Origin of the sequence: Pedobacter sp. GR22-6, from assembly GCF_037402555.1 — a bacterium.
Classification (GTDB): domain Bacteria; phylum Bacteroidota; class Bacteroidia; order Sphingobacteriales; family Sphingobacteriaceae; genus Pedobacter.
This window is the reverse complement of the sequence record NZ_JBBEUC010000001.1, coordinates 1166212-1187228: the sequence shown is the minus strand read 5'-3', so window position 1 is coordinate 1187228 and position 21017 is coordinate 1166212. Positions and strand designations below refer to the sequence as shown.

The 21017-nt window shown below is 44.9% G+C and carries 22 protein-coding genes; 8 read left to right on the top strand and 14 right to left on the bottom strand.

Annotated elements, in window-relative coordinates:
* Position 1 precedes the first annotated feature (1 nt).
* From WAE59_RS05470 to WAE59_RS05455, 4 genes are read right to left on the bottom strand one after another with little or no spacing between them, the layout of a single operon-like run.
* Positions 2-556 (bottom strand): TerD family protein, encoded by a 555-nt coding sequence (locus WAE59_RS05470; RefSeq protein ID WP_337854925.1) that lies wholly within the window; start codon positions 554-556, stop codon positions 2-4.
* 2 nt (positions 557-558) lie between these two features.
* Entirely contained in the window at positions 559-1395 is an 837-nt protein-coding gene (locus WAE59_RS05465) for a phosphoribosyltransferase family protein (RefSeq protein WP_337854924.1), read from the bottom strand.
* Positions 1392-2087, bottom strand: a complete 696-nt coding sequence (locus tag WAE59_RS05460) for an HAD family hydrolase (protein WP_337854923.1) — start codon at positions 2085-2087, stop codon at positions 1392-1394. The genes WAE59_RS05465 and WAE59_RS05460 overlap by 4 nt, the downstream gene beginning before the upstream one ends.
* Positions 2088-2147: 60 nt before the next feature.
* Complete coding sequence (locus WAE59_RS05455; RefSeq protein WP_337854922.1) at positions 2148-3686, bottom strand: SulP family inorganic anion transporter; 1539 nt, start codon at positions 3684-3686, stop codon at positions 2148-2150.
* A gap of 30 nt (positions 3687-3716) precedes the next feature.
* Here WAE59_RS05455 and WAE59_RS05450 point away from each other — a divergent pair, with 30 nt between their 5' ends.
* Entirely contained in the window at positions 3717-4577 is an 861-nt protein-coding gene (locus WAE59_RS05450) for an NAD(P)-dependent oxidoreductase (RefSeq protein WP_337854921.1), read from the top strand.
* Between the two features lie 10 nt (positions 4578-4587).
* Here the strand turns inward: WAE59_RS05450 and WAE59_RS05445 are convergent, their stop codons facing one another.
* From WAE59_RS05445 to WAE59_RS05435, 3 genes are read right to left on the bottom strand one after another with little or no spacing between them, the layout of a single operon-like run.
* Positions 4588-5151: a helix-turn-helix domain-containing protein gene (locus WAE59_RS05445; protein ID WP_337854920.1), complete on the bottom strand. Its 564-nt coding sequence runs from the start codon at positions 5149-5151 to the stop codon at positions 4588-4590.
* A complete protein-coding gene (locus tag WAE59_RS05440; protein ID WP_337854919.1) occupies positions 5148-5360 on the bottom strand; it encodes a heavy-metal-associated domain-containing protein in 213 nt (70 codons plus the stop codon). The genes WAE59_RS05445 and WAE59_RS05440 overlap by 4 nt, the downstream gene beginning before the upstream one ends.
* An 18-nt stretch (positions 5361-5378) precedes the next feature.
* The gene (locus WAE59_RS05435; protein WP_337854918.1) at positions 5379-7607 is read right to left on the bottom strand and encodes a heavy metal translocating P-type ATPase; all 2229 of its coding nucleotides are present in this window, start codon (positions 7605-7607) and stop codon (positions 5379-5381) included.
* 68 nt (positions 7608-7675) lie between these two features.
* Between WAE59_RS05435 and WAE59_RS05430 the strand changes: the two genes are divergently transcribed.
* The 7 genes from WAE59_RS05430 (at position 7676) to WAE59_RS05400 (ending at position 14595) form a co-directional block, all read left to right on the top strand.
* Positions 7676-8941, top strand: a complete 1266-nt coding sequence (locus WAE59_RS05430; RefSeq protein WP_337854917.1) for a multidrug effflux MFS transporter — start codon at positions 7676-7678, stop codon at positions 8939-8941.
* Positions 8942-9004: 63 nt separating this feature from the next.
* The gene (locus WAE59_RS05425) at positions 9005-10033 is read left to right on the top strand and encodes a hypothetical protein (RefSeq protein WP_337854916.1); all 1029 of its coding nucleotides are present in this window, start codon (positions 9005-9007) and stop codon (positions 10031-10033) included.
* Between the two features lie 51 nt (positions 10034-10084).
* On the top strand, positions 10085-10735 hold the full coding sequence (locus WAE59_RS05420) for a GIN domain-containing protein (RefSeq protein ID WP_337854915.1): 651 nt from the start codon (positions 10085-10087) through the stop codon (positions 10733-10735).
* Positions 10736-10744: 9 nt separating this feature from the next.
* Complete coding sequence (locus tag WAE59_RS05415; protein WP_337854914.1) at positions 10745-11257, top strand: DUF4833 domain-containing protein; 513 nt, start codon at positions 10745-10747, stop codon at positions 11255-11257.
* Positions 11258-11284: 27 nt separating this feature from the next.
* On the top strand, positions 11285-11884 hold the full coding sequence (locus WAE59_RS05410) for an RNA polymerase sigma-70 factor (RefSeq protein WP_337854913.1): 600 nt from the start codon (positions 11285-11287) through the stop codon (positions 11882-11884).
* Between the two features lie 3 nt (positions 11885-11887).
* Positions 11888-12850, top strand: a complete 963-nt coding sequence (locus WAE59_RS05405) for a FecR family protein (protein ID WP_337854912.1) — start codon at positions 11888-11890, stop codon at positions 12848-12850.
* Positions 12850-14595: an LA_2272 family surface repeat-containing protein gene (locus tag WAE59_RS05400; RefSeq protein WP_337854911.1), complete on the top strand. Its 1746-nt coding sequence runs from the start codon at positions 12850-12852 to the stop codon at positions 14593-14595. Before WAE59_RS05405 ends, WAE59_RS05400 begins: the two co-directional genes overlap by 1 nt.
* A gap of 10 nt (positions 14596-14605) precedes the next feature.
* Here the strand turns inward: WAE59_RS05400 and WAE59_RS05395 are convergent, their stop codons facing one another.
* The 7 genes from WAE59_RS05395 to WAE59_RS05365 form a co-directional block, all read right to left on the bottom strand.
* A complete protein-coding gene (locus WAE59_RS05395) occupies positions 14606-15946 on the bottom strand; it encodes a hypothetical protein (RefSeq protein ID WP_337854910.1) in 1341 nt (446 codons plus the stop codon).
* A gap of 81 nt (positions 15947-16027) precedes the next feature.
* Positions 16028-16390 (bottom strand): heavy-metal-associated domain-containing protein, encoded by a 363-nt coding sequence (locus tag WAE59_RS05390; RefSeq protein WP_337854909.1) that lies wholly within the window; start codon positions 16388-16390, stop codon positions 16028-16030.
* Positions 16391-16475: 85 nt separating this feature from the next.
* The gene (locus WAE59_RS05385; RefSeq protein WP_337854908.1) at positions 16476-16868 is read right to left on the bottom strand and encodes an HYC_CC_PP family protein; all 393 of its coding nucleotides are present in this window, start codon (positions 16866-16868) and stop codon (positions 16476-16478) included.
* A gap of 112 nt (positions 16869-16980) precedes the next feature.
* The gene (locus WAE59_RS05380; RefSeq protein WP_337854907.1) at positions 16981-17562 is read right to left on the bottom strand and encodes a DUF6580 family putative transport protein; all 582 of its coding nucleotides are present in this window, start codon (positions 17560-17562) and stop codon (positions 16981-16983) included.
* Between the two features lie 55 nt (positions 17563-17617).
* Complete coding sequence (locus WAE59_RS05375) at positions 17618-18709, bottom strand: cell surface protein (protein ID WP_337854906.1); 1092 nt, start codon at positions 18707-18709, stop codon at positions 17618-17620.
* Positions 18710-18725: 16 nt separating this feature from the next.
* Positions 18726-19829: a YncE family protein gene (locus WAE59_RS05370; protein WP_337854905.1), complete on the bottom strand. Its 1104-nt coding sequence runs from the start codon at positions 19827-19829 to the stop codon at positions 18726-18728.
* Between the two features lie 32 nt (positions 19830-19861).
* Positions 19862-21016: a YncE family protein gene (locus tag WAE59_RS05365; RefSeq protein ID WP_337854904.1), complete on the bottom strand. Its 1155-nt coding sequence runs from the start codon at positions 21014-21016 to the stop codon at positions 19862-19864.
* Position 21017: the final 1 nt, after the last annotated feature.

Sequence of the window (21017 nt, the reverse complement as noted above, 5' to 3'; positions counted from 1 at the left end):
CTTATTGATATTTGTTTAAATAATCCTGCAGACCGCCTTTCATTCCCATGCCCACAGCTTCAAATTTCCATTTATTATCACGTTTGTAGATCCTGCCAAATTCAATTGCAGTCTCGATAGAGAAATCTTCCTCCAATTCGTATTTCAATAGCACTTCATTGGTAGAGGCATCAAAAATACGGATAAAAGAATTCCTCACCTGTCCGAAGTTCTGTCTTCTGCTCTCTGCCTCATGAATTGTCACCACCAGGCAAATCTCCGATACATTCGGACCTGCCTTGGTCAGATCTACTTTAATTTGCTCATCATCACCATCTCCGTCTCCGGTCAGATTATCACCCGTATGCTCTACTGCCTCGTCCGGCGATTTTGTATTGTTGTAAAACACCAAATGCTCATCGGAAACCAATTTTTTATTCTCATTCAATATAAAAGCCGAAGCATCTAAGTCAAAGGCAGTTCCGGTTGTAGAACTGTTGGTGTCCCAACCCAAACCAATTGTAAATTTTGGGGCATCAATGTTTTCTCTCTGCCCTTTTTGTAAGTTAATGGCCATATTTAAATCAATTTATAGTTCTTATTATTTAAGTAGTTCTTGATAAAATTCAAATTCTTCGAATAGCTTTCTATAGTGTGGTAACTATTGCCAAGTGAAAGGTTATACAGTTCGGTGATGAACTCCTCCGTCTGGCGTTCCATGAACAACAGGAAGCTATTGAAATCGCAATTTAAGATATATTTAACAATCCTTGTATTAAAACGGAAATTACCGCTTTTGATCACTTCATCCAGGTCAGCTATTGATTTGATCTGGTGGTAATTTAGGTGGTTTTCTATATTCGGATGAATGTCATGATTTACCAGCTCAGCAAAGTACAGCATGAAAATGTCGTTTTTAAGGCCATACTCCTTCACCATCTTCATGATCATTTTTTCGTGGCTCCCGGTGATCTTGATGTCGTCCAGAAAAAACAGCACTTTATCTTTTATGAAGTCTTTGTCGATATGAAAAGAGTCATTTCCAATCAGTTTAAGTCGGTCCTCGGCACTCAAAGCACCATAATCTTCCTTATAGGTAATGGTTCGGTGCACTTTCGCTTCCTGTACGACCATACGGTTGTTTTCCACCAACCAATGGTTCAGGCGGTAAACAAAATAGTTCTTCATCGCAAAAGTAGCTGTCGGGATAAAGCAATACGGACTGGAGATCACAACGATCTGCTCTCCCTCCAGGTTGTCTTCCAGGAAGTTCCTGATGAAACCATCGGCGAGGGCTTCGCCGAAACGCCTGGCCACTTGGTCGTCGCCAAATTTGAATCTGCTGTAATCATCCGGATCGAAGCCAAAACTTCGTCCATCCTGAATGTGGTGTAGAGAATAGGTATAAGGTATCATAGTAGTAGATGAGAGATGGTTAAGTGATTGGAATTGATCAGGAAGCCTTTGATGCCCATCGCTTCGGCCCCACGCAAATCTGCATGTGGATTATCTCCGATATGGATTACCTCATGCAAACCCAGTTCCAGGTGCTTTTTGCGGTCTATGGTATCCAGCATCAATTGAAAGAATTGCTGGTTGGGTTTAGATAAGCGCACTTCGTCAGAATACAACTGAAAATCGAGCAATTGATCTAACCCATGGTGTTTTAGCACCTTCCTAAGCGTTACGCCTTTGATGAACCCTGTATTGCTGAGCAGGCTCAATGTACTGTTGCCATCGGCTTTCAACTGTTCCAGTACGCCAATACTGCGGTCGCAATAGATCAGGGGCATGTGCTCCAGCACCAAAGCTTCCATACGCGTGTAAACTGCTTCAATGTCAATGTCCTGGAAAGCTGTGGAAAAGTCATTGATGATACTGATCACCATTAAGTACATTTCATCGGCATCGATGTTCTTGCCGGTTTTCTCATTGATGCTGTTCACCATCAGGTCTACCTGACGGAATATCGCATTGACCTCCTCCAGCGATTTACCTGTAACATTGTAGTGATCATGAAAATACCGGGCTCTTTCCGACTTAAACGAGGGGTTGGATTTGATGAGTGTCAGCCAGAGGTCGAAGGAGTAATGTTTATATATGGGCATCTGAGCGCTCTTTTTTTGGGTATATGATCAAACTCTATGCCCAATGTTACAAAAAATCTCTCAATTTTTATCCGTTGCCACACGATAATCAGGGTCTTCCTGAATGTTCACTTCTATCACCTCGGCAGCGTTTTCAAGCAGCTGACGGCAGTCGGCACTCAAGTGTTTCAAGCGAAGCAGCTTACCTGCCTGTTTGTAACGTGCTGTAAGTTTGTTCAATGCATCTATGCCCGACATGTCGGCTACCCTGCTCTCTTTAAAGTCAATGACTACTTCCTGCGGGTCTGTTGCCACATCAAACTTTTCCTGAAAAGCAGCTACAGAACCGAAGAACAATGGCCCGAAAATTTCATAATATTTGATTCCATCCGCTCCCACATATTTCCTTGCTCTGATGCGTTTGGCACTTTCCCAGGCAAATACCAGGGCAGAAATGATCACACCCACCAGTACTGCCAAAGCCAGGTTGTGCAGCCAGACAGTAATCACCGCCACCAGTACACCCACAAAGATATCCTGCCGCGGCATTTTATTGATGATCCTGAGGCTCATCCACTCAAAAGTACCGATCGCCACCATAATCATCACACCCGTCAGCGCTGCCATCGGCACGCGCTCTATCACCGGCGCCCCGATCAGGATGATCAGGAGAATGGTGAATGCGGCGATGATCCCGGATAACCTTGCCCTTGAACCGGCCGAAAGGTTAACCAGCGTCTGCGCAATCATTGGGCAACCGCCCATCCCGAAGAAGAAACCATTGAGGATATTGGCACTGCCCTGAGCTATACATTCCTTATTTCCACGACCTTTCGTACCCGTAATCTCATCTACCAGGTTCAGTGTCAGCAATCCTTCAGTAAGCCCTACTCCGGCCATGATCAGCCCGTAGGGAAAAATCACCTGCAGCATTTCGAGGTTAAAAGGAACTGCCGGGATATGAAATGGAGGCAGTCCGCCCTTTACAGAGGCAATATCCTTCACCGTTTTAGTGTCTATTCCAAAAAGGAGCACAATAGCAAAGACCACCAGAATAGCGACTAAAGAAGCCGGAACCTTCTTGGTGATCCGAGGTAATCCGAGCACAATGGCAATGGTAAGTCCCACCAGGCCCAGCATCGTCCATAGCGGGGTACCCGAAAGCCAGGTTAGTTCGCCATTAACTACCGTTTTGAACTGCTCCATTTGCGCCATAAAAATCACGATCGCAAGGCCGTTTACAAAACCAAACATCACTGGTTGCGGAACGAGCCTCACAAATTTCCCCAGCCTGAACAGTCCTACCAGAATTTGAAACACACCTGCAAGCACAACCGCGGCAAACACATATTCAATGCCATGTGACTTCATCAAGGCAATGAGCACAATCACAGTTGCCCCTGCACCACCGGAAATGAGTCCTGGCCTGCCGCCAAAAACAGCCGTCACCAAACCCATGATAAACGCAGCATACAGTCCCACCAAGGGCGGCAAACCAGCTAGGATAGCAAAAGACAAGGATTCTGGCATCATGGTCATGGCCACGGTAAGTCCGGCAAGAATTTCCGTTTTATAATTGATCTTTTGTGAGAAGTCGAACAAAGGAGTAGTGTATTTCATTTCCGCGATAAAGGTAATTATATTTGGAGCATGGCAGATAAAAAAAACAGTCTCGTTGGATGGATAGGTCTCGGAAATATGGGCTATCCTATGGCAAAAAATCTGGAGAAAGCTGGATTTCCACTAAGCGTATACAATAGAAATCCGGAGCGATCTGAAGATTTTAAAGCAGAATCCGGAGTAGCCGGCAGCATTGCCGAATTGATAGGCAATTGCGACATCATCTTTACGATGCTGACCAACGATCAGGCCGTACAGGCGGTTTACGATCAGATCCTGAGCGTTGGGAATCTGGAAGGCAAGTTGTTCATCGATATGAGCACGATTTCACAGCAACTGTCTATCGCTACTGCTGAAAACATCCGTTCAAGGGAAGCTTCCTTTATTGACGCACCAGTAGCTGGAAGTACGAAACCCGCTACCGAAGGCACGCTGATCATCATGGCTGGTGGTGCTACTGAAGATCTCGACCGCGCTCAACCCTATTTCGAAAAATTGGGTAAAACAGTGAAACACCTGGGTAAAAATGGAAATGGTATCGCAGCAAAATTATGTGTCAATTACTTCGTTTCTATCTTATATCAAGGTTTAGCTGAAACAGTTTTATTCGCAGAGCATCAAGGTATAGAAAGAGCTGACATATTAGATATCATCAATGAAAGTGCTACCGGAAGCGGCGCAACTAAAGTGAAAACGCCTTCATTACTGGCCAACGATTATCCGGCCGCATTTGCACTTGACCTGATGCTAAAAGACATTCTGCTGGCCAAAGACAATGGAGCCAATTTCCCGTTAACAGAGAGTCTTGTTCAAGTTTACCAATCTGCGCACGATAACGGATTGGGTGAGCAAGATGTGATGGCGATCATCAAAAACATCAGTAAGCAGTAATTACGATACACTATACCTTATCCAAAGGCTTCCGATCCTTCAACGCGGAAGCCTTATATTTACTTGGCGAGATTCCCGTGACTGATTTAAATTGAGTAGATAGATGAGCACTGCTGCTGTAGCCCATTTGGTAAGCGATTTCATTAAGATTCAGCTCTCCATATTCCAACAGCTCTTTCACCTTCTCGATCTTTTGCTGGATCACATACCGCTCTATCGTGATACCTTCAGCATCTGAAAAGAGGCGACTGAGGTAAGCATAGTCCTTATGTAGTCGTTCAGCTACCAGCTGCATTAGACTTTGGTTTAGTTCATTAAGCGCTGAATAATGCACCAAATTGATTACTTCTGTTTTCACACGCTCGATCAACTGGTCTTTTTCTTTATCGATGAGTTCAAAGCCCAGCACCTGGAAACTGGCAGAAATCTGCTGCAATTGTATCGGGTTTGGATCGGGAGCCAGCTCCACCTGGCCTAAAGAGATTGCAGCTACCTCGAAGCCCTGAGCTTGCAACTGCTGCCTGACGATCATCACACAGCGGTCGCAGACCATATTTTTTACATGGAGGATCATACCAGTTCGGCTTTATAACCTGCCTTTTCCAGGCTTTCGATGACTTTAGCCACACTGAGTTCTTCGTCAGCAGTGATTTCCAGTAATTTATCAGCCTGATCAGTAGCTACTTTCCAGCTTTTTATTTCAGGTAAAGCATCCAGGTGCGGGGTAACCGCAGCAATACAGCCAGCACATTTGATATTGGTTTTGAATTCAAGAGTTTGCATAGGATGTTAAATTAAGTATTAATTGAGTTTTGAGAATTTTAAACGTAAACTATTGCTTACGACTGACACGGAACTGAGTGCCATGGCTGCTCCGGCAATCATCGGATTCAATAAAAATCCATTGAATGGATACAAAATCCCCGCAGCTAGCGGGATACCGATCAGGTTATAAATGAATGCCCAGAAGAGGTTCTGGCGAATGGTTTTCACCGTTAGCTTCGACAAGCGAAGGGCTTTGGGCACCTGCCTCAAATCCGAAGAGATGAGCGTCATTTTGGCCACATCGATGGCTATATCTGAACCCTTACCCATGGCGATGGAAACATCGGCCTGTGCCAGTGCCTCACTGTCGTTGATGCCATCGCCGATCATGGCCACCACTTTACCTGATGCTTGCAACGCCCTGACAAATGCGGCTTTGTCACTTGGCAATACCTCTGCTTTGTAATGATCAATACCAACTGCTTTAGAAACTGCCTCGGCAGTCTGCGCATTGTCACCAGTTAGCATATAAACTTCTATACCTCTGTACTTTAAAGCAGCTACTGCCGCTGCAGAGCCCTCCTTCAGCTGGTCGGCTATGGCTACTACGGCCAAGACTTGCCTTGTATTCGCAAAGTAAATAACGGTTTGGGCTTGTTCTTGCAAGGCTTTGGCGGCGGACTGAAGATCAGCGGAAATGCTTTGCCCTTTCAAGATCTTGTGACTACCCGCCCAATATTGTTCGCCCTTGTAACTGGCCGTTACGCCCATCCCTGTAAGGCTTTCAAAGGCCTCGACAGGTAAAGGAGACAAGCCTTTTTCTTTAAAATATTGGTAGATGGCATCGGCCAGAGGATGTTCAGACTGTTGTTCAAGCGCTGCAAATATTTGCGCCATGACCAATTGATCTGTTGGCAATTGAGCATCCCAATTTAAAGTAGTTACTTTAGGTTTTCCTTCAGTGATGGTACCTGTTTTATCCAGCACAATGGCATTGACCCGGTGGCCCAGCTCCAGGGCCTCTGCATCTTTGATGAGGATACCGTGCTCTGCTCCTTTGCCAATGCCCACCATGATGGCGGTGGGTGTAGCCAGGCCCAGCGCACATGGACAGGCGATGACAAGTACCGTCACCATGGCCAGCAATCCCTGGGTCAGGGCATGTGTTCCGCCAAAGAGCAACCAGATGCCCAAGGTAAGGATGGCTATAAACAACACCACAGGCACAAAAATACCGGCTACTTTATCGACCAGTTTTTGAACAGGTGCTTTTGAACCCTGCGCATCCTGTACCAATTGGATGATCTGGGCCAGCAAAGTTGCCCCACCGACCTTCTCCGCTACAAAGCGGAAACTGCCTTTCTGGTTAATGGTTCCGGCAAATACCGCATCACCAGGCTTCTTGGCTACAGCCACTGGTTCACCGCTGATCATACTTTCGTCGACAAAAGAACTGCCTTCGTATACCTTACCGTCTACGGGGATTTTCTCTCCTGATTTCACCAGGAGTTGATCGCCAGCCTGCACTTCGGCTATTGGCACTTCTGTTTCAGTATCGCCACTGATCCTGATCACGGTTTTTGGTTGCAGGCCGATGAGTTTTTTTATGGCAGATGAAGTATTGGATTTGGCACGTTCCTCCAGCAATTTGCCGAGCATGATGAACACGATAACAACCGCAGCCGTTTCGTAATATACATGAGGGTGCAATCCGCGCTGGTGCCAGAATTCCGGATAAAAAGTATTGAAGATGCTAAAGATAAAAGCGATACCAGTACTGAGCGCTACGAGGGTATCCATATTGCTCTTACCATAGCGGGCCTGTTTGAAGGCATTGATGAAAAAGCCTTTGCCAAAGTAAAAGACAACCGGAGCACTGAACAGCAACATGAGGTAATTGGCATAAGGTACATCCATCAGAAACATGCCAAAAATCACCACAGGAATGGTTAAAATAGCTGCTGCAAGCACCCTGTTTTTTAAAGCTTTATAGCTATTGGCCTTGATCTCTGCCTGTTTCTCATCCGCATGATCTGTATCTATGATCAAGTCGTAACCAACGCCTTGCACCGCTTTCTGCATAACCTCCGGTTGAATGAGCTCAGGATGATATACGACCTTCAGCTTCTGACTGGCATAGTTGACCTCAGCTTGTTCCACACCCTTCTGGGCGGCCACCATAGACTCCACACTGCTTGCACAGGCGGCACAGCTCATCCCCAGGACCGGCAATGTAATGGTTTTTGTACTTTCTGTTGAGGCCATATCTTGATGATTTAATAAGACAAAAATACGACAGTCGCGAGGACTATCCCTTATAGAATCTGGCTTAAATGTTATATAATTTTGGTACTTTTGCGCCTTCCATCACCATGACAAAAAAGCGATATTTCTTTCTGATCCTGATCCTCGGTTCCCTTACTGCCCTGGGTCCTTTTTCTATAGACATGTACCTGCCAGGTTTCAAGGCTATTGCCCAGGACCTCAGCACTACTGAAGGCAAAGTGGCCTGGTCACTGTCCAGTTATTTCATCGGCATCTCCGGCGGTCAACTTTTATATGGTCCCTTACTGGACCGTTTTGGCAGGAAAAAACCTTTGTATATCGGTCTCTTAGTGTATATACTGACTTCCATACTTTGTGCTTTTGTGGGCGACATTGATACTTTCATCGGTCTCCGACTCATACAGGCGGTAGGTGGCTGTGCTGCTGGTGTGGCTTCCATTACCATGGTTAGGGATCTCTTTCCGGTGGAAGACAATGCCAAGGTTTTTGCATTATTGATGCTTGTATTGGGTGCTTCACCTATGATTGCGCCTACTCTGGGCGGTTATATCTCTGTCGCTTTTGGCTGGCATACGATCTTTCTGGTACTTGCCGGATTAGGTGTATTTAACCTCATTGCCAGCTGGCTCTGGCTGCCAAACAGTTATCAGCCCGACACTACGATGTCGCTAAAACCCAGACCGATCCTCAATAATTTCTTGCTGGTGCTGAAAGAACCCCAGTTCTACACCTATGCTTTTACAGGTGCGCTGGCCTTCGCCGGCTTGTTTGTTTATGTAAGCGGTTCTCCTATCCTCTTCATGTCCATCTTCAAAGTCAAGGAAGAAACATACGGTTGGATCTTTGCGGGCCTGTCGATCGGATTCATAGGCGCAAGCCAGGTGAACACCCTGATGCTCAAAAAGTACAGCAGCGAACAACTGATTTATGCGGCACTGATCGCACAGACACTTTCTGCGCTGATCTTCCTGATCGGAAGTCTGAACGGATGGTTTGGCCTCACAGAATCCCTGATCATGCTGTTCTTTTTCCTGTCTTCACTCGGCTTTGCCAATCCGAATGCGGCTGCCCTATGCCTGGCACCTTTTACTAAGAATGCAGGTAGCGCTTCGGCATTGATGGGTGCTTTTCAGATGGCCATTGGTGCTGTGGCTTCGTCCTTTATTGGCTTTTTCGAGCAGCATAGCGCAGTTCCTATGGTCGCCATCATGACCTGTACCACTGTTCTGGCTTTAGCGATTCTGCATTTTGGCAGAAAGACCATCAAAAAGCAGGTAGAGGCTGTTCCCGGAACAGCTAATAATTTTCATTAATTTTTTTTCAGGCGCGTAGGGGTAGAATCAAATCTTGTTGTCACAGTTTAAAACAAGACAACAATGAAACGATTCATCACATCAATTTTATTACTTGCGGGCCTGAATGCAGCAGCGCAAAAACAACTTCCCGGAAAAGTTCATTTCGGACTCGTATATCCTGTAAGTACCAATGGCACACATGCCGCTCAGGATACCAACAGCTTCTCGCTAAACCTGATCGGCGGCTTATCTGCTGCTGAGCGTGGACCTGTAATAGCCGGCCTCAGTAACGTAGTCATTTATGATGTAAAGGGCCCAATGATTGCAGGCTTCTCCAATCATGTCGGTAAAACAGTAGATGGCGCCTTATTCTCAGGCTTTTTGAATACCTACGGTGGTGGCCATAATACTACCATCGGGGGCTTTGCCAATGTTGCCTCCGCCCCGCTTAAAGGCGCGCAGTTTGCAGGATTCGCTAATATCGCCAAAGAAGTCAGGGGCTTGCAGGTAGCGGGCTTCATCAATACGGCCAAAGACGTTAAAGGCTCGCAGTTCTCCGGTTTCATCAATATCGCCAAAAAAATAAAAGGTGCACAGATTGCAGGCTTTATTAACATTGCCGACAGCAGCGACTTCCCGATCGGGATCATCAACATCATCAAAAACGGCGAAAAAAGTATGGGGCTGTCTATAGACGAAAACCAGACTACCATGCTTTCTTTTCGTTCCGGTGGCAGAATTCTCTATGGGATCCTTGGCCTGGGCTACAATTTCAAGAATGACGATGCGGTTTTTGCCGCCGAGGCCGGACTCGGTGCACACCTGCTAAACTTCCATCCTTTTAGATTAAATACTGAACTGGTAGCCAGCTCATTATTCGACTTTAAGCGCGGAGATTACTTTAAGTCATCTCTCCGGGTGATGCCTGCCATTAAACTGGGTCAGTACCTGGAAATATTCGGTGGCCCCAGCTTAAACTTTGTGACCACCAATACCCTGGAAGGTGAAAAGCTACGCAAAAAATATATTGAGACCTGGGAACCGAGATGGGACGAGGATTTCAAAGGACTATACTTCGGCTACACTGCAGGCATTACATTCAGTTTCTAATCTTAAACACACATCAATATGAATACTAGTATCAAAAAAACATTCCAAGCCATGAAAGATTTTGCAGCATTGGCCATTTTAAGTGCCTGCCTCATTTCCTGTAGCAAAGACAGGCTGACCGCCAGCGGCGATAAAAGCACTGAAACACGAACTGTGAAACAATTTACAGGAATTGAATCCAGCGGTGCAAACGACATCCACATCAGTTACGGGACAGAATTTAGGGTAATGCTGAAAGGCTCAGATAACCTCCTTCCCTATTTCAAAACTGAAGTATTGGGCAACACGCTCAGATTGGGCTACGAAAGGGTAAACGTAAAACACGACGATGTGGAGATCTATGTGACCCTCCCTGCCCTAAACTATATCTCCCTGAGCGGCAGTGGAGACGCAACCATCAGCGGCAGCTTTCCTCAATTGAATGTATTGCAGGTATTGATCAGTGGCAGCGCGGAGCTTGAAGCAGAAAACAGCTTACAGACAGATGAACTACTGGTCAAAATATCCGGTTCGGGAGAAGTAGACCTCAAAAGGGTACAGAGCAATTCCGCAGAACTGAGCATCTCTGGTAGCGGAGAAGCAAAAATAGGCGCTTGTCAGCATTTGAAGGCCAGGATCAGTGGGAGTGGAAAAGTGTATTATACAGGGACTCCCCTAATCGATTCCCAGATCAGCGGTTCAGGTAAATTGCTCAAACTTTAACAGCAAAACATGCTATTGGCCTTGCTCCTTTTCTTTAGTCAATTGACTTGGGCAACATTGGAAACACTCCCTGTACCTGCTGAAAACATACTTTTCTTTATGCAAAAGGACGGGGATGCCAATACTGTAGTTTACCTTCTTAACTTTGACCAGAAGGGAAAGCTCAATCCTGAAAAGCCGATCTGTGCCATATGGCTCAAAGATCTGGTCAATGGAAAAGCTCCGGCTTCTTACAGAAAACCCGAGTCCTCACTATATGGCTTTGAATGTAAACCGATGGCTGATGAGCAGTTTGAGATCAGGCTAAATGCCTGCGAAAAAATGCCGCTTTACCTGAAAAGGCTTGCTGAAAATGGGAAATACCAAGTCTACATCAGGGAGGAAGACCGGGAATACCTGTTGAAGCGCATCTATATGCGGGTGGCCGGTCGAAAAGGTAAATCTGCTCAGGTACAACACCTGGATCTGGTCACCGTAAACAGCCTTTCAGGGATAGAATTTCTGAAACGAATTAACATTTAAAGAATATATTTGAAGCAATAAAGCAAATTGGAATTGACTATAGCTACTTTAAGCCCTACTGCAACAAATTACGACGATCAGGCTTTTGAACAACTGTTTAAGGCACATTACCGCGGTTTGCATGCCTATGCAAATACCATCCTGCGGGACGATGACCTTGCAGAGGAAATGGTGCAGGGCATGTTCCTGAAATTCTGGGAAAAACGGGAACTGCTGAACATACAGAGTTCCATAAAGGCTTACTTATACCGATCTGTATACAACGACAGTATGAACTACCTGAAACACCAGAAGATCAAAACAAAATATCAGGATTTTACCCTGCACAGCATGGATACTTCACATGAACCCGCCTCGGCAAAGGTAGAGCTGAGCCAGCTGGAAATGAAATTGAAGGAAGCCTTGAATGAGCTGCCCGAACATTGCCGCACAATTTTTCAGATGAGCCGTTTCGAAGAATTGAAATATAGGGAGATTGCAGCGCAATTGGGACTGTCGATCAAAACGGTGGAAAACCAGATGGGAAAAGCATTGAGGATCCTAAGGTTGAAACTGGCAGACTATGTGACGCTCCTGGCATTGTCACTCCCTGCTTTAATCATGTATTACAGAAACTTTTTTAAATAGGAAATGATGACAGATGAATTATTGATCAAGTTTCTTTTAAAAGAAACCAGCGATGCAGAAAGCGAGCTTGTATGCGACTGGATCGCTGCCAGTCCGGAAAACCTAAACCATTACAGTCAGTTTGAAAAGATCTGGACAACCAGCAAAAACCTGGCAGCAGATCGCCCTGTGGACGTGGAACAGGCCTGGGTCAATTTCCGACAAAAGGCTGCTGGCGGTAGTAAACCTGTAGTAATGCTTTTAAATCCATTGGCAAAATGGAGCAGAATTGCTGCAGTATTTGCACTGGTACTGGGCGCATGGCTGGCTTATACCGTTTTGAGACCTGAAAATTATAAAGAGATACTTGCAGGAAATACGGTAAAAACGGAGCTCCTCCCCGATGGTTCTGAGCTAACCCTCAGCAAACGTGCTTCCATCAGCTACGCCGAGGACTTCAAAGATAACCGGCACCTGAAGTTTCAGAAAGGAAGTATCTTTTTTAATGTGGCACATGACAAAAGCCGGCCTTTTGTGATCGATATTAACGAAGTGGCAGTCACAGTAGTAGGTACCTCCTTTCACATCAGGCATCTGGAGGGGGAAACTGAAGTCATCGTCGAAACCGGCATTGTGCGGGTAAGCCGGAATGGAGAGGAACTGGAACTGCGTCAAGGAGAAAAAGTACTGATCGCCGAAACGACGGCTGAACTCGTCAAAGCCCGGAATACAGACCAGCTTTATAATTATTACCGCAGCCATTTGTTCATTGCCGAAGGAATTCCTCTGAAAAGACTGACCTCAACACTAAACGAAGCTTACAATGTCAATATCCAAATCCCGGATGAACAATTGGCTGCTGAACCCATCTATACCACCCTAAAAGCTGAAGATGGCTTAGCAGAAAACATAAAGACCATTTGCCGTACGCTTGATTTAAAGGCAAGCATGAATAAGGACCAAATCTCACTGTCGAGGACGAAATAATGAAAACGATATTCACGACAGCTCTTTTTTTCGCCTTCTACTACCATTGTCTTGCCCAGCATTCCATGAACAAAGCTGCTCCGCACCACCTGGACAAATTGATCAGCATGAACATCAGAAATGAGCGGGTTTCTGATGTGCTGGGCAAAATGAGCAAGGCGGGTGGTTTTTATTTCTCTTACAGTGGACGCTTGTTCAGCCAGGATTCGGTGCTGAGCATCAATACACACAACCAACCTGTACGTGATGTGCTGGACCAGCTGTTTTCCGGAAAGGTAGACTACAAGGAATTCAACGAACACATCATCCTGCGCTATGCCGCGCATCATTTCACCATCGAGCCGGAAAATATCACCAGTGCCGAGGGCTTGTACATCATCAGCGGTTGGGTGGTAGATACCGAGACTGGAGTTCGTGTGAAGCAAGCCAGTGTTTATGAAAAACGTTTGCTACCTTCTACCCTGACCGACCAGAACGGTTATTTTACCCTGAAATTTAAAGGTGAGCACAAGGAGGTGATCCTGACCGCCAGCAAGGAAAACTACCGCGATACCTCCCTGGTATTTCTGGCAGACATCAAGGTGAAGCCAGAAGGTTATAAGGACAGTAAGGAGACTGCAGGAAATTTCCAGAATGGCGTAGAGACTTCAGGTTTCAGCAGGTTTTTCATTTCTTCCAGGCAACGCATCCAGAGCATGAACATTCCAGATTTCTTTGCCAATATGCCGTATCAGGCTTCCCTTACTCCCGGCTTGAGTTCACATGGACTAATGAGTTCGCAGGTGGTCAATAAGTTCTCCCTGAATTTAATTGGCGGCTATACAGCCGGTGTAAATGGTATAGAGTTGGGCGGGATGTTCAACATCAGCAAAGGCGAAGTCAAGAAACTACAGGCAGCAGGCTTGTTCAACGCCATCGGTGGCTCCGTAGAAGGCATACAACTTGCAGGTCTTCTGAATGATGTGCGCACTGATGTAAATGGTGTACAGGCAGCAGGCTTGTTCAACTCGGTACGGAAGAAAATGAGCGGCGTACAGATTGCGGGATTAGCAAACCTTGTTTTAGATACCGTAGGTGGTACGCAAGCCGCAGGGCTTTTCAATATCGCAACTCAGGAAGCTGCCGGGGTACAAATCGCAGGTATCGGCAATATCTCAACAAAGCGTTTCAGCGGAACACAGATTGCCGGTGTTTTCAACTATGCGAAGGACATGCATGGCATCCAGATCGGACTGATCAATCTTTCGGAGAACAACGATGGCGTAAGTATCGGCCTGCTCAACTTCGTGAAGAATGGCTACAATAAGATCAGCCTTTCTTCCAATGAGTTGATCAACACCAATGTGGCTTATAAGATGGGGAATGCCAAATTGTACAACATTTTGTTTGTCGGAAAAAACTTTTCCAAAACAGAACGGATGGAGACTGTAGGCTTCGGCTTTGGTCATGATTTCCTGTTTAGCAATCGCTTCTCCATTGGCGGAGAGTTTTCCTCGCAGTACATTTACCTCGGGAACTGGGACTATGCCAACTACCTGAACCGCTTCCAGGGCAACTTGCAGTATCAGTTGCTGAAGGGGATCACCCTGTTTGGCGGCCCCGTTTATTCCGTATATACCAGCGAGGCTCCGGTGGGTTCCAGTGCAAAGGGTTATAAGCAACAAGTATATCCCAACAAACGCCACGACTACAGCGCAAGTATCAAGGGCTGGTTTGGCTGGAATGTTGGGATTACCTTGAATTGAGTTTATGCAATTACATTTTCATCAAAGCTGGATAAATCCTGATGAAAACCTGACCGGATATGGGGTTCTTTCCATACAGAAAGTCCAGGCGGCTGTCGGCTTCATATCCGGTGAGCTGTGCACCACCTGCTACGCGAAACTTACCCATGCTAAAGAGGTCATAATTCGCACCTAAAGTTAGCGCATTGACTTTAAATACCGCATGGTGGTCAAAGTTCTGTTCCAGATCAAGCTCTTCGGCCGACTTCTGTGTCCACTCGTAGCGGGTATACAGGGCCAGTTTTTTCAATCGTAACGAGGCTTCAAACAGCGCGGCATGCTCTCCCCTGGCTTCTTTGGTTTTGTTCAAACCCCAAAGCGCCGTTGCATTTAGTGATTTTTCTTCACCAAATGGCAGACTATAGATGGCCGATGCGGTCGTGCGTTTCACATCCTCATTTTCATGCAGTTCCTCCGGACTTTCGATCCAGCCTTGCGAAACCTGGAAAGCCCAGTTTTTGGTCGGGTTATAAGAAAGACGGGCACTGTAGGAATCAAAACGTGGTTTATCGAAATCGTAACGGTTCTCATCAGGTTCTCTGCCGGTAAAGGATGACGCCTCTATTTTGAATTTATCGTAGCGGTAACCGAGCGTAGCTACACCAAAAGTGATGTGTGTGCCATCGTTCCAATGGTGGCTGATCGGTGCATCCGGATTGGCCAATGCCGAGGGGCGGTGCATGAAGGCAACAGAACCCAAGGCCGGTTCTCCGGGATAGCCTAAATAAACAGACAAGTCAGATTTTTTGGATAACGAATAGGTATATCCTATAGAAAGTTCGGAGAACACATCATGGGGATGCTGGCGGTCTACCAGAGGCTTGCCTTTCCAGCTTTCTCCTGACTGAAATAGCAAAGGATATCCATCTCCACCTTCTGTGAACCTGTCCAGGGAAAGCATTGCACTGATGTGCAGCAGACCCCGCTCTCCGATCTTCCGCTGTCCCATTCCCATGAACCAGTTTGGCGCACCAAATGCATCTCCACCTCGGGAACCTTTACCATCGACATCCTGCGTGATGTACCGGGGCGCTACATTTCCATGGAGCATGTACATCCATTTTTTGCTGTGCAACATGATTCCGTACATGGGCGAAGCGTCGGGAAGCCAAGAGGTACCCGAGCCGTTTCTGCTCATTGGGAGATTTAGGGAATAAGAATGACCCATTGGCGGCATCTCTTCGTCCATTTTCATATGGCTGTGCTCGACCTTGCTTGTATCTTTCTGTTGTTCAGTATGGTGTTCGTGTTGTGCCTGTGCAGCGGTAGAAAGGCTGATGGCAAACAGTATTGCTAAATATTTTAATTTCATGTTGTTCCTTCTTTTTTATCATTTTAAAAAGACTGTCTGAGCTATCTCCTGAGTCGAGATGACTCAGACAGTCATTTCCTGTTAGTGTCCGCTATGTTCTGCTGGTTCGGCTTTGCCTTCACGATCATACTGGCAGCATTCATGCAGTTTATTGTAGACTGCATCTGGAGCCTTAAATTTTGGGGTATCATATCCCACGGCCGCCACTTTTTGTTGTACCTGATCCAGTGACACTTTTTTCGGATCATAGTTTACAGTCAGCATTTTGGTTTTTACGTTCCATTCTGCTTTGCTGATCCCTGGCGCTTTCAGCGAGGTTTCAATTGTTTTTTTGCACATGCCACAATTGCCAGATACTTTCAAACTGTCTGTTTTTGACTGGGCAGATGCCGCAGTTCCTGCGAATGCCAATAAAGCAATCGCTAAAAATTTCAATGATTTCATAAAATAATAATTTTAAAAATGAGGATATAAAAAAGGCCGATAATGAATGGACATTATCTTACACGAATGTGCGATAGGAAAAGGATCAGATCCTGTAGGTACAGTTGCGGATAAAGACGGGAATGCTGGTCTGATCCGGTGGGGCATTGATCAATGATGCTTTGCCGATTTCAGTAAGTACTACTGGTGCATCAGTGCCGGAAAAAACCAGGACTGCTCTGAACAAGGCGACTTGTTCAAACTGATAATTGAATTGCTGGGCCTTTTGAGACTGATCAACTTTAACCTGTTTGTAATCGTCTTTGCAGCAGGATTTCTTTGCCTGCTTGGTTTTACCACAATAGCCGCAGCGCTCCTGCTTTTGTTCGGCAACTCCCCATTTCACCAATTGCCCCATGCAATAATGAAAATGCATGGTGAATCCACTGGATAAACCCAGGTAGAGGACACTTAGCAATATGAGGGCTACTCTTTTCATTGATGTACAAATATTGGAAAAATGACTGAAACTGCTTTTATATAATTCCGTACTTTTTTTACAAAAAAAAGAGGGCACCGATGGCGCCCTCTCAAATATATTGCAGATAGCCTTAGGCTACTGTCGTTTTGTTTAAACTCAGATAAGGGTATTTTGCTTTGAGCAGTTCAAATGAGCCAAACATCAGCACTCCGTATGCCAATGAACCGTATACGAAATTCAGTTCATAAGGAATGGCCGCTACCAGACAAGTCAGGTAACCTGCAAATGTAGGCTCATATAAACCGGGCACATACATCGCACTGATGTCAGATACGATCCAATGGATCAGGATCATGACTACATTGGCAAATACAAAATTCTGAACGTTTACTTTTTTCAGCATGACTTTACCCACAAATACCATCAGAATAAAGGCAATGTATGTCCAATACCATCCACCATAAAAAAAGCCATAACCTGATGTTTTTGCGATAAATACATCACTCAATAAGAGTATCAGCAATGGAAAGCCGAAGGCCTTAATGTTGTTGTTAAAATAAGCTCCACCGAACAAAGCAATGGCTCCTACTGCTGAAAAGTTGGCAATCTCTTTGAAATTGTCAGAGAACGGAGCGGCAACACGGATGATGCTGATCAGCACAATGATCAATAAAAGAATGGCAGTACGCGGATTGAATTTAGACTCTGACATGTTTGTATTTTATAAAGCAAAGTTAGGTTATTTCTTCTGTTTAAAAAAGTAATGCCTATTTCACCAGACTCAGGTCGGCCACCCCTGCCACTTCAGTGGACAATTCGCCTAGTATACCCAGGTTGGCCTGGATACCTGTCTGGATTTTCACGAAATCTATACCTGCGAGCGATACTGATTTCCCGTCTTTATCTATTGCATTGGCAATATCCAGTTTATCTCCACCTACAATATTATCGGCATAACCAAATGCAAACGGCATACTGGTGATCAATCCTGAGCTGCTTAGCCCTGTTTTAGGTAAAATAGAGCCTTTCAGGGTGTATTCCGTACCCGCTTGCCAGGTAGGGAAGGATTGGAACGTAGCACTTGAGATATTCACTGTTCCGGTATTGCCTTTGTTGTCCTTCCAGGCTACACTACCACCGACAGCAGGTTTGGTATAGGTCACTTCATAATTGCGTTCGTAACCAGCCTTACCAAACTCGCTCCCTTTCAATTCATACCAGGTGTCATCAGGTTTGCCATTGCCATTTTCATCCTGCATTACCCAAACGATTCCGGGTTCAGCGAAATTGGATTGCGGGTTACCATAGACAATAAGATCGTCTTTTCCTGTTTCATTTACTACGGTATGGTCGAAACCAAGCACAATATATCCACCCCAGGCTCCCAGGGAAACCAATCCCTTTTTACCTTCCAGTGTTTTTGCAGCAGTGAGGATCCCAAGCGCTTTATTCGTATTCTGACCAGGCGCAGGCAGGAACTCAAACATAGTGGTTACGTAGGGATTGCTGTTTGGTGATATGGGTACAGTAGGAACACCTACATTAATTGTGTATTTATGGGTAAAGGTCCCGCCTTTACCAGTCGCAGTATATTCAACTACATAAATTCCTGATTTAGGGGCGGTGAAGTTGTACACGGATGCAGTACTGATCACTTCATCGTTCAATTTCCACTCCTGATCATAAAGCATTCCATAGACATTAACGGCTTCTAGCGAAAGATTTTCATTGACCTTTCCATTCAAGGCTGTAGATTCAACAGCCATTCTAACGATAGGCATTTGTTCAGGACGATCCTTTGTACAGGCCGAGAAAAGCGCTAAAATCAGGAGCAATAGGGTGTATTTATTTTTCATCATTATTATGTGTTGTTGTTTATTTATAAGTATAGTTGAATACAGCAATTTTAGGTGCTGTTCCTGTAGCGAATTCAAATTTTTTCTTACCTGCGGTATCAAAGCAAAACAATTTACCATCACCAACGTAATTTGTTGCATCAGCAATGAAGAGGTTATGATCAAGCGGATTTACAGTCAAACCATAAGCCGAATTGAGGCTTGTTGTTTCTGTGATAAAATCAGCACCCAGCAATCCAGTACTAATGTTTAGCAGTTTAATTTTAGCAGGATAATCATTGGTAATCACATATCCGCTATTTCCATTAACGGCTATTTCAGAAAGATCATGTGTGAAAGTTTGTGTCTTTGTATTGGTTAGACTATTAATTTTTTCGAATGCAGTGGCCACAAAAGGTGAAAAACTTCCACTTGTGATCACGTATACATCGCCATTTGCTGTTGCCGCAAGTTTAGTGGGATTGAAACTTACAGGAATGTCAGTTACCTTAGTGAAGCTAGCAATATCGACCACAGAAACGTTGGAATTGTTTGCATTCACGTAAAATGGGTGTGAAGAGTTGGCTGCAAATATTTTTCCATTGACAATGGCAATACCTTCCAAAGCCCCACCGACAAGAATTCTGGATTCAACTGTCAGACTCGCCGTATCTATTTTACTTACATAACCATCATAGCCAGTTACGTATGCCTTGTTTTGATAAAATGCAATGTGTCTTGGTGCAAAATCTTTGCTGGTATCATAAAAAGGTATTCTCTTGATGGATTTGCCGGTAGCAATATTGATCACTTCGATATATGCATCCTGTGCTACATCCTTAGAGCCTGTAACCAAGCAATACATTTTACTTCCATATTGTTTAAGGTCGCTGGCATCAGTTCCCAATCCAGCGCCATTTTTTGTTCTGAAATAATCTTTGTCGACTGTGGCCTTGGTAACATCATAATACGTTATAGAGCTGTTGTTCAGTTGACCGAAAGCACCTTCACAAAGTACATAGACACCTGCTGTGGCATGCGGGATTGGGTCTACCTTTATCCTGTCTTTTTTACAAGCATTTAGAAAGACCATTGTGGTCAGTAAACCGGAGAGCGCCAGTCTGTTTAAGTTAGATTTTTTCATTTTTTTTGGTGTCATTGATAATTTGTATTGGGTTATTTATAGATAAATGCAAAATGCGCTGGAACATCGCCAGTAGTTACTGACCATTTCTTCCTGCCGTTGGTATCAAAACAATAAAGCGTTCCCGGAGTAAGGTAATCCTTCGCGTCAGTGATCAAAACCTCCTTAGTCACAGGATGAATTGCAATTCCATATGGCGTCATGATATTCTTGTCCGTTCCGTCAGTGATGAACTTCCTTTCCATTATAGTCTCATCCTTCACGTTGAGCATTCCATAGGTATACTCAAATTTGTTGCTGGCCGGATTCAAAGCAGAAGCCCAGAAATAAGCAAGGTCGCCATCGATAGTCAGATTACTTACTGCAAGATCAAAGGTCTTTTTCAATTGATCAGTCTTGGTATCGATCACGAACATTTTTGAGGGAATATCGAAATAATTGCCTCTTGACGTTACATAAAGATCACCGTATTGATCCGCCTTAAGGCGATGTAAGTTGATGGCAACATCAATATTTTTGATGACAGTAAAAGAATTCAGATCAATCACGGAGACCGTCTTTTCATAATCCTGCGGACTATATCCACCTGAATTGGCTACATATAGTTTCTGCCCTACGATAACCAGTTCTTCGGGTTGCCTGCCCACTTCCACCCTTTTTTCCTCTGCCAGGGATAAGGTGTCTATCTGAGCAACGATTCCTTTTGTGGCATTAGCATCTCCCGCTGTGCCCAGATAGGCAGTTACATAAGCTTTACCATCTTTAAAGGTAATGTACCTGCAATTGGTGATGTTGATCTGTTTGATGCGTTTACCCGTGCGAACATCCAGCACTTCGACTTTATTCGAAATGTTGACCACAACATATAATTTGGAGCCATATACACCAATGTCGTTCCCTACATCACCTAATCCCTTAACCACCTCAGGGTTAACTTCATTGTAAATATTTCTCCTGTAAATCCCTTTCGTATAATCCAAGTAATCGAGTGAGGCTTTGTTCATGTTCATATTGCCTTCATTCACCAGATAGAATCCCTTTACTACAGCATTTGGATCTGGTGGCAATAATGTCTCCTGCTGTTCAGGCACTGGTTTCAGGTCTTTTCTACAGGAGTATAATACAGAAGCTACTGACAAAAGGATTGCCAGGTAGCTTAGGTTAAATAACTTCAGTGATTTTTTCATA

Excerpts from the sequence above, each read along its gene's own strand:
- WAE59_RS05470 (WP_337854925.1), bottom strand. The coding sequence starts at position 556 with ATGGCCATTAACTTACAAAAAGGGCAGAGAGAAAACATTGATGCCCCA.
- WAE59_RS05465 (WP_337854924.1), bottom strand. The coding sequence starts at position 1,395 with ATGATACCTTATACCTATTCTCTACACCACATTCAGGATGGACGAAGT.
- WAE59_RS05460 (WP_337854923.1), bottom strand. The coding sequence starts at position 2,087 with ATGCCCATATATAAACATTACTCCTTCGACCTCTGGCTGACACTCATC.
- WAE59_RS05455 (WP_337854922.1), bottom strand. The coding sequence starts at position 3,686 with ATGAAATACACTACTCCTTTGTTCGACTTCTCACAAAAGATCAATTAT.
- WAE59_RS05450 (WP_337854921.1), top strand. The coding sequence starts at position 3,717 with ATGGCAGATAAAAAAAACAGTCTCGTTGGATGGATAGGTCTCGGAAAT.
- WAE59_RS05445 (WP_337854920.1), bottom strand. The coding sequence starts at position 5,151 with ATGATCCTCCATGTAAAAAATATGGTCTGCGACCGCTGTGTGATGATC.
- WAE59_RS05440 (WP_337854919.1), bottom strand. The coding sequence starts at position 5,360 with ATGCAAACTCTTGAATTCAAAACCAATATCAAATGTGCTGGCTGTATT.
- WAE59_RS05435 (WP_337854918.1), bottom strand. The coding sequence starts at position 7,607 with ATGGCCTCAACAGAAAGTACAAAAACCATTACATTGCCGGTCCTGGGG.
- WAE59_RS05430 (WP_337854917.1), top strand. The coding sequence starts at position 7,676 with ATGTTATATAATTTTGGTACTTTTGCGCCTTCCATCACCATGACAAAA.
- WAE59_RS05425 (WP_337854916.1), top strand. The coding sequence starts at position 9,005 with ATGAAACGATTCATCACATCAATTTTATTACTTGCGGGCCTGAATGCA.
- WAE59_RS05420 (WP_337854915.1), top strand. The coding sequence starts at position 10,085 with ATGAAAGATTTTGCAGCATTGGCCATTTTAAGTGCCTGCCTCATTTCC.
- WAE59_RS05415 (WP_337854914.1), top strand. The coding sequence starts at position 10,745 with ATGCTATTGGCCTTGCTCCTTTTCTTTAGTCAATTGACTTGGGCAACA.
- WAE59_RS05405 (WP_337854912.1), top strand. The coding sequence starts at position 11,888 with ATGATGACAGATGAATTATTGATCAAGTTTCTTTTAAAAGAAACCAGC.
- WAE59_RS05400 (WP_337854911.1), top strand. The coding sequence starts at position 12,850 with ATGAAAACGATATTCACGACAGCTCTTTTTTTCGCCTTCTACTACCAT.
- WAE59_RS05395 (WP_337854910.1), bottom strand. The coding sequence starts at position 15,946 with ATGAAATTAAAATATTTAGCAATACTGTTTGCCATCAGCCTTTCTACC.
- WAE59_RS05390 (WP_337854909.1), bottom strand. The coding sequence starts at position 16,390 with ATGAAATCATTGAAATTTTTAGCGATTGCTTTATTGGCATTCGCAGGA.
- WAE59_RS05385 (WP_337854908.1), bottom strand. The coding sequence starts at position 16,868 with ATGAAAAGAGTAGCCCTCATATTGCTAAGTGTCCTCTACCTGGGTTTA.
- WAE59_RS05380 (WP_337854907.1), bottom strand. The coding sequence starts at position 17,562 with ATGTCAGAGTCTAAATTCAATCCGCGTACTGCCATTCTTTTATTGATC.
- WAE59_RS05375 (WP_337854906.1), bottom strand. The coding sequence starts at position 18,709 with ATGATGAAAAATAAATACACCCTATTGCTCCTGATTTTAGCGCTTTTC.
- WAE59_RS05370 (WP_337854905.1), bottom strand. The coding sequence starts at position 19,829 with ATGAAAAAATCTAACTTAAACAGACTGGCGCTCTCCGGTTTACTGACC.
- WAE59_RS05365 (WP_337854904.1), bottom strand. The coding sequence starts at position 21,016 with ATGAAAAAATCACTGAAGTTATTTAACCTAAGCTACCTGGCAATCCTT.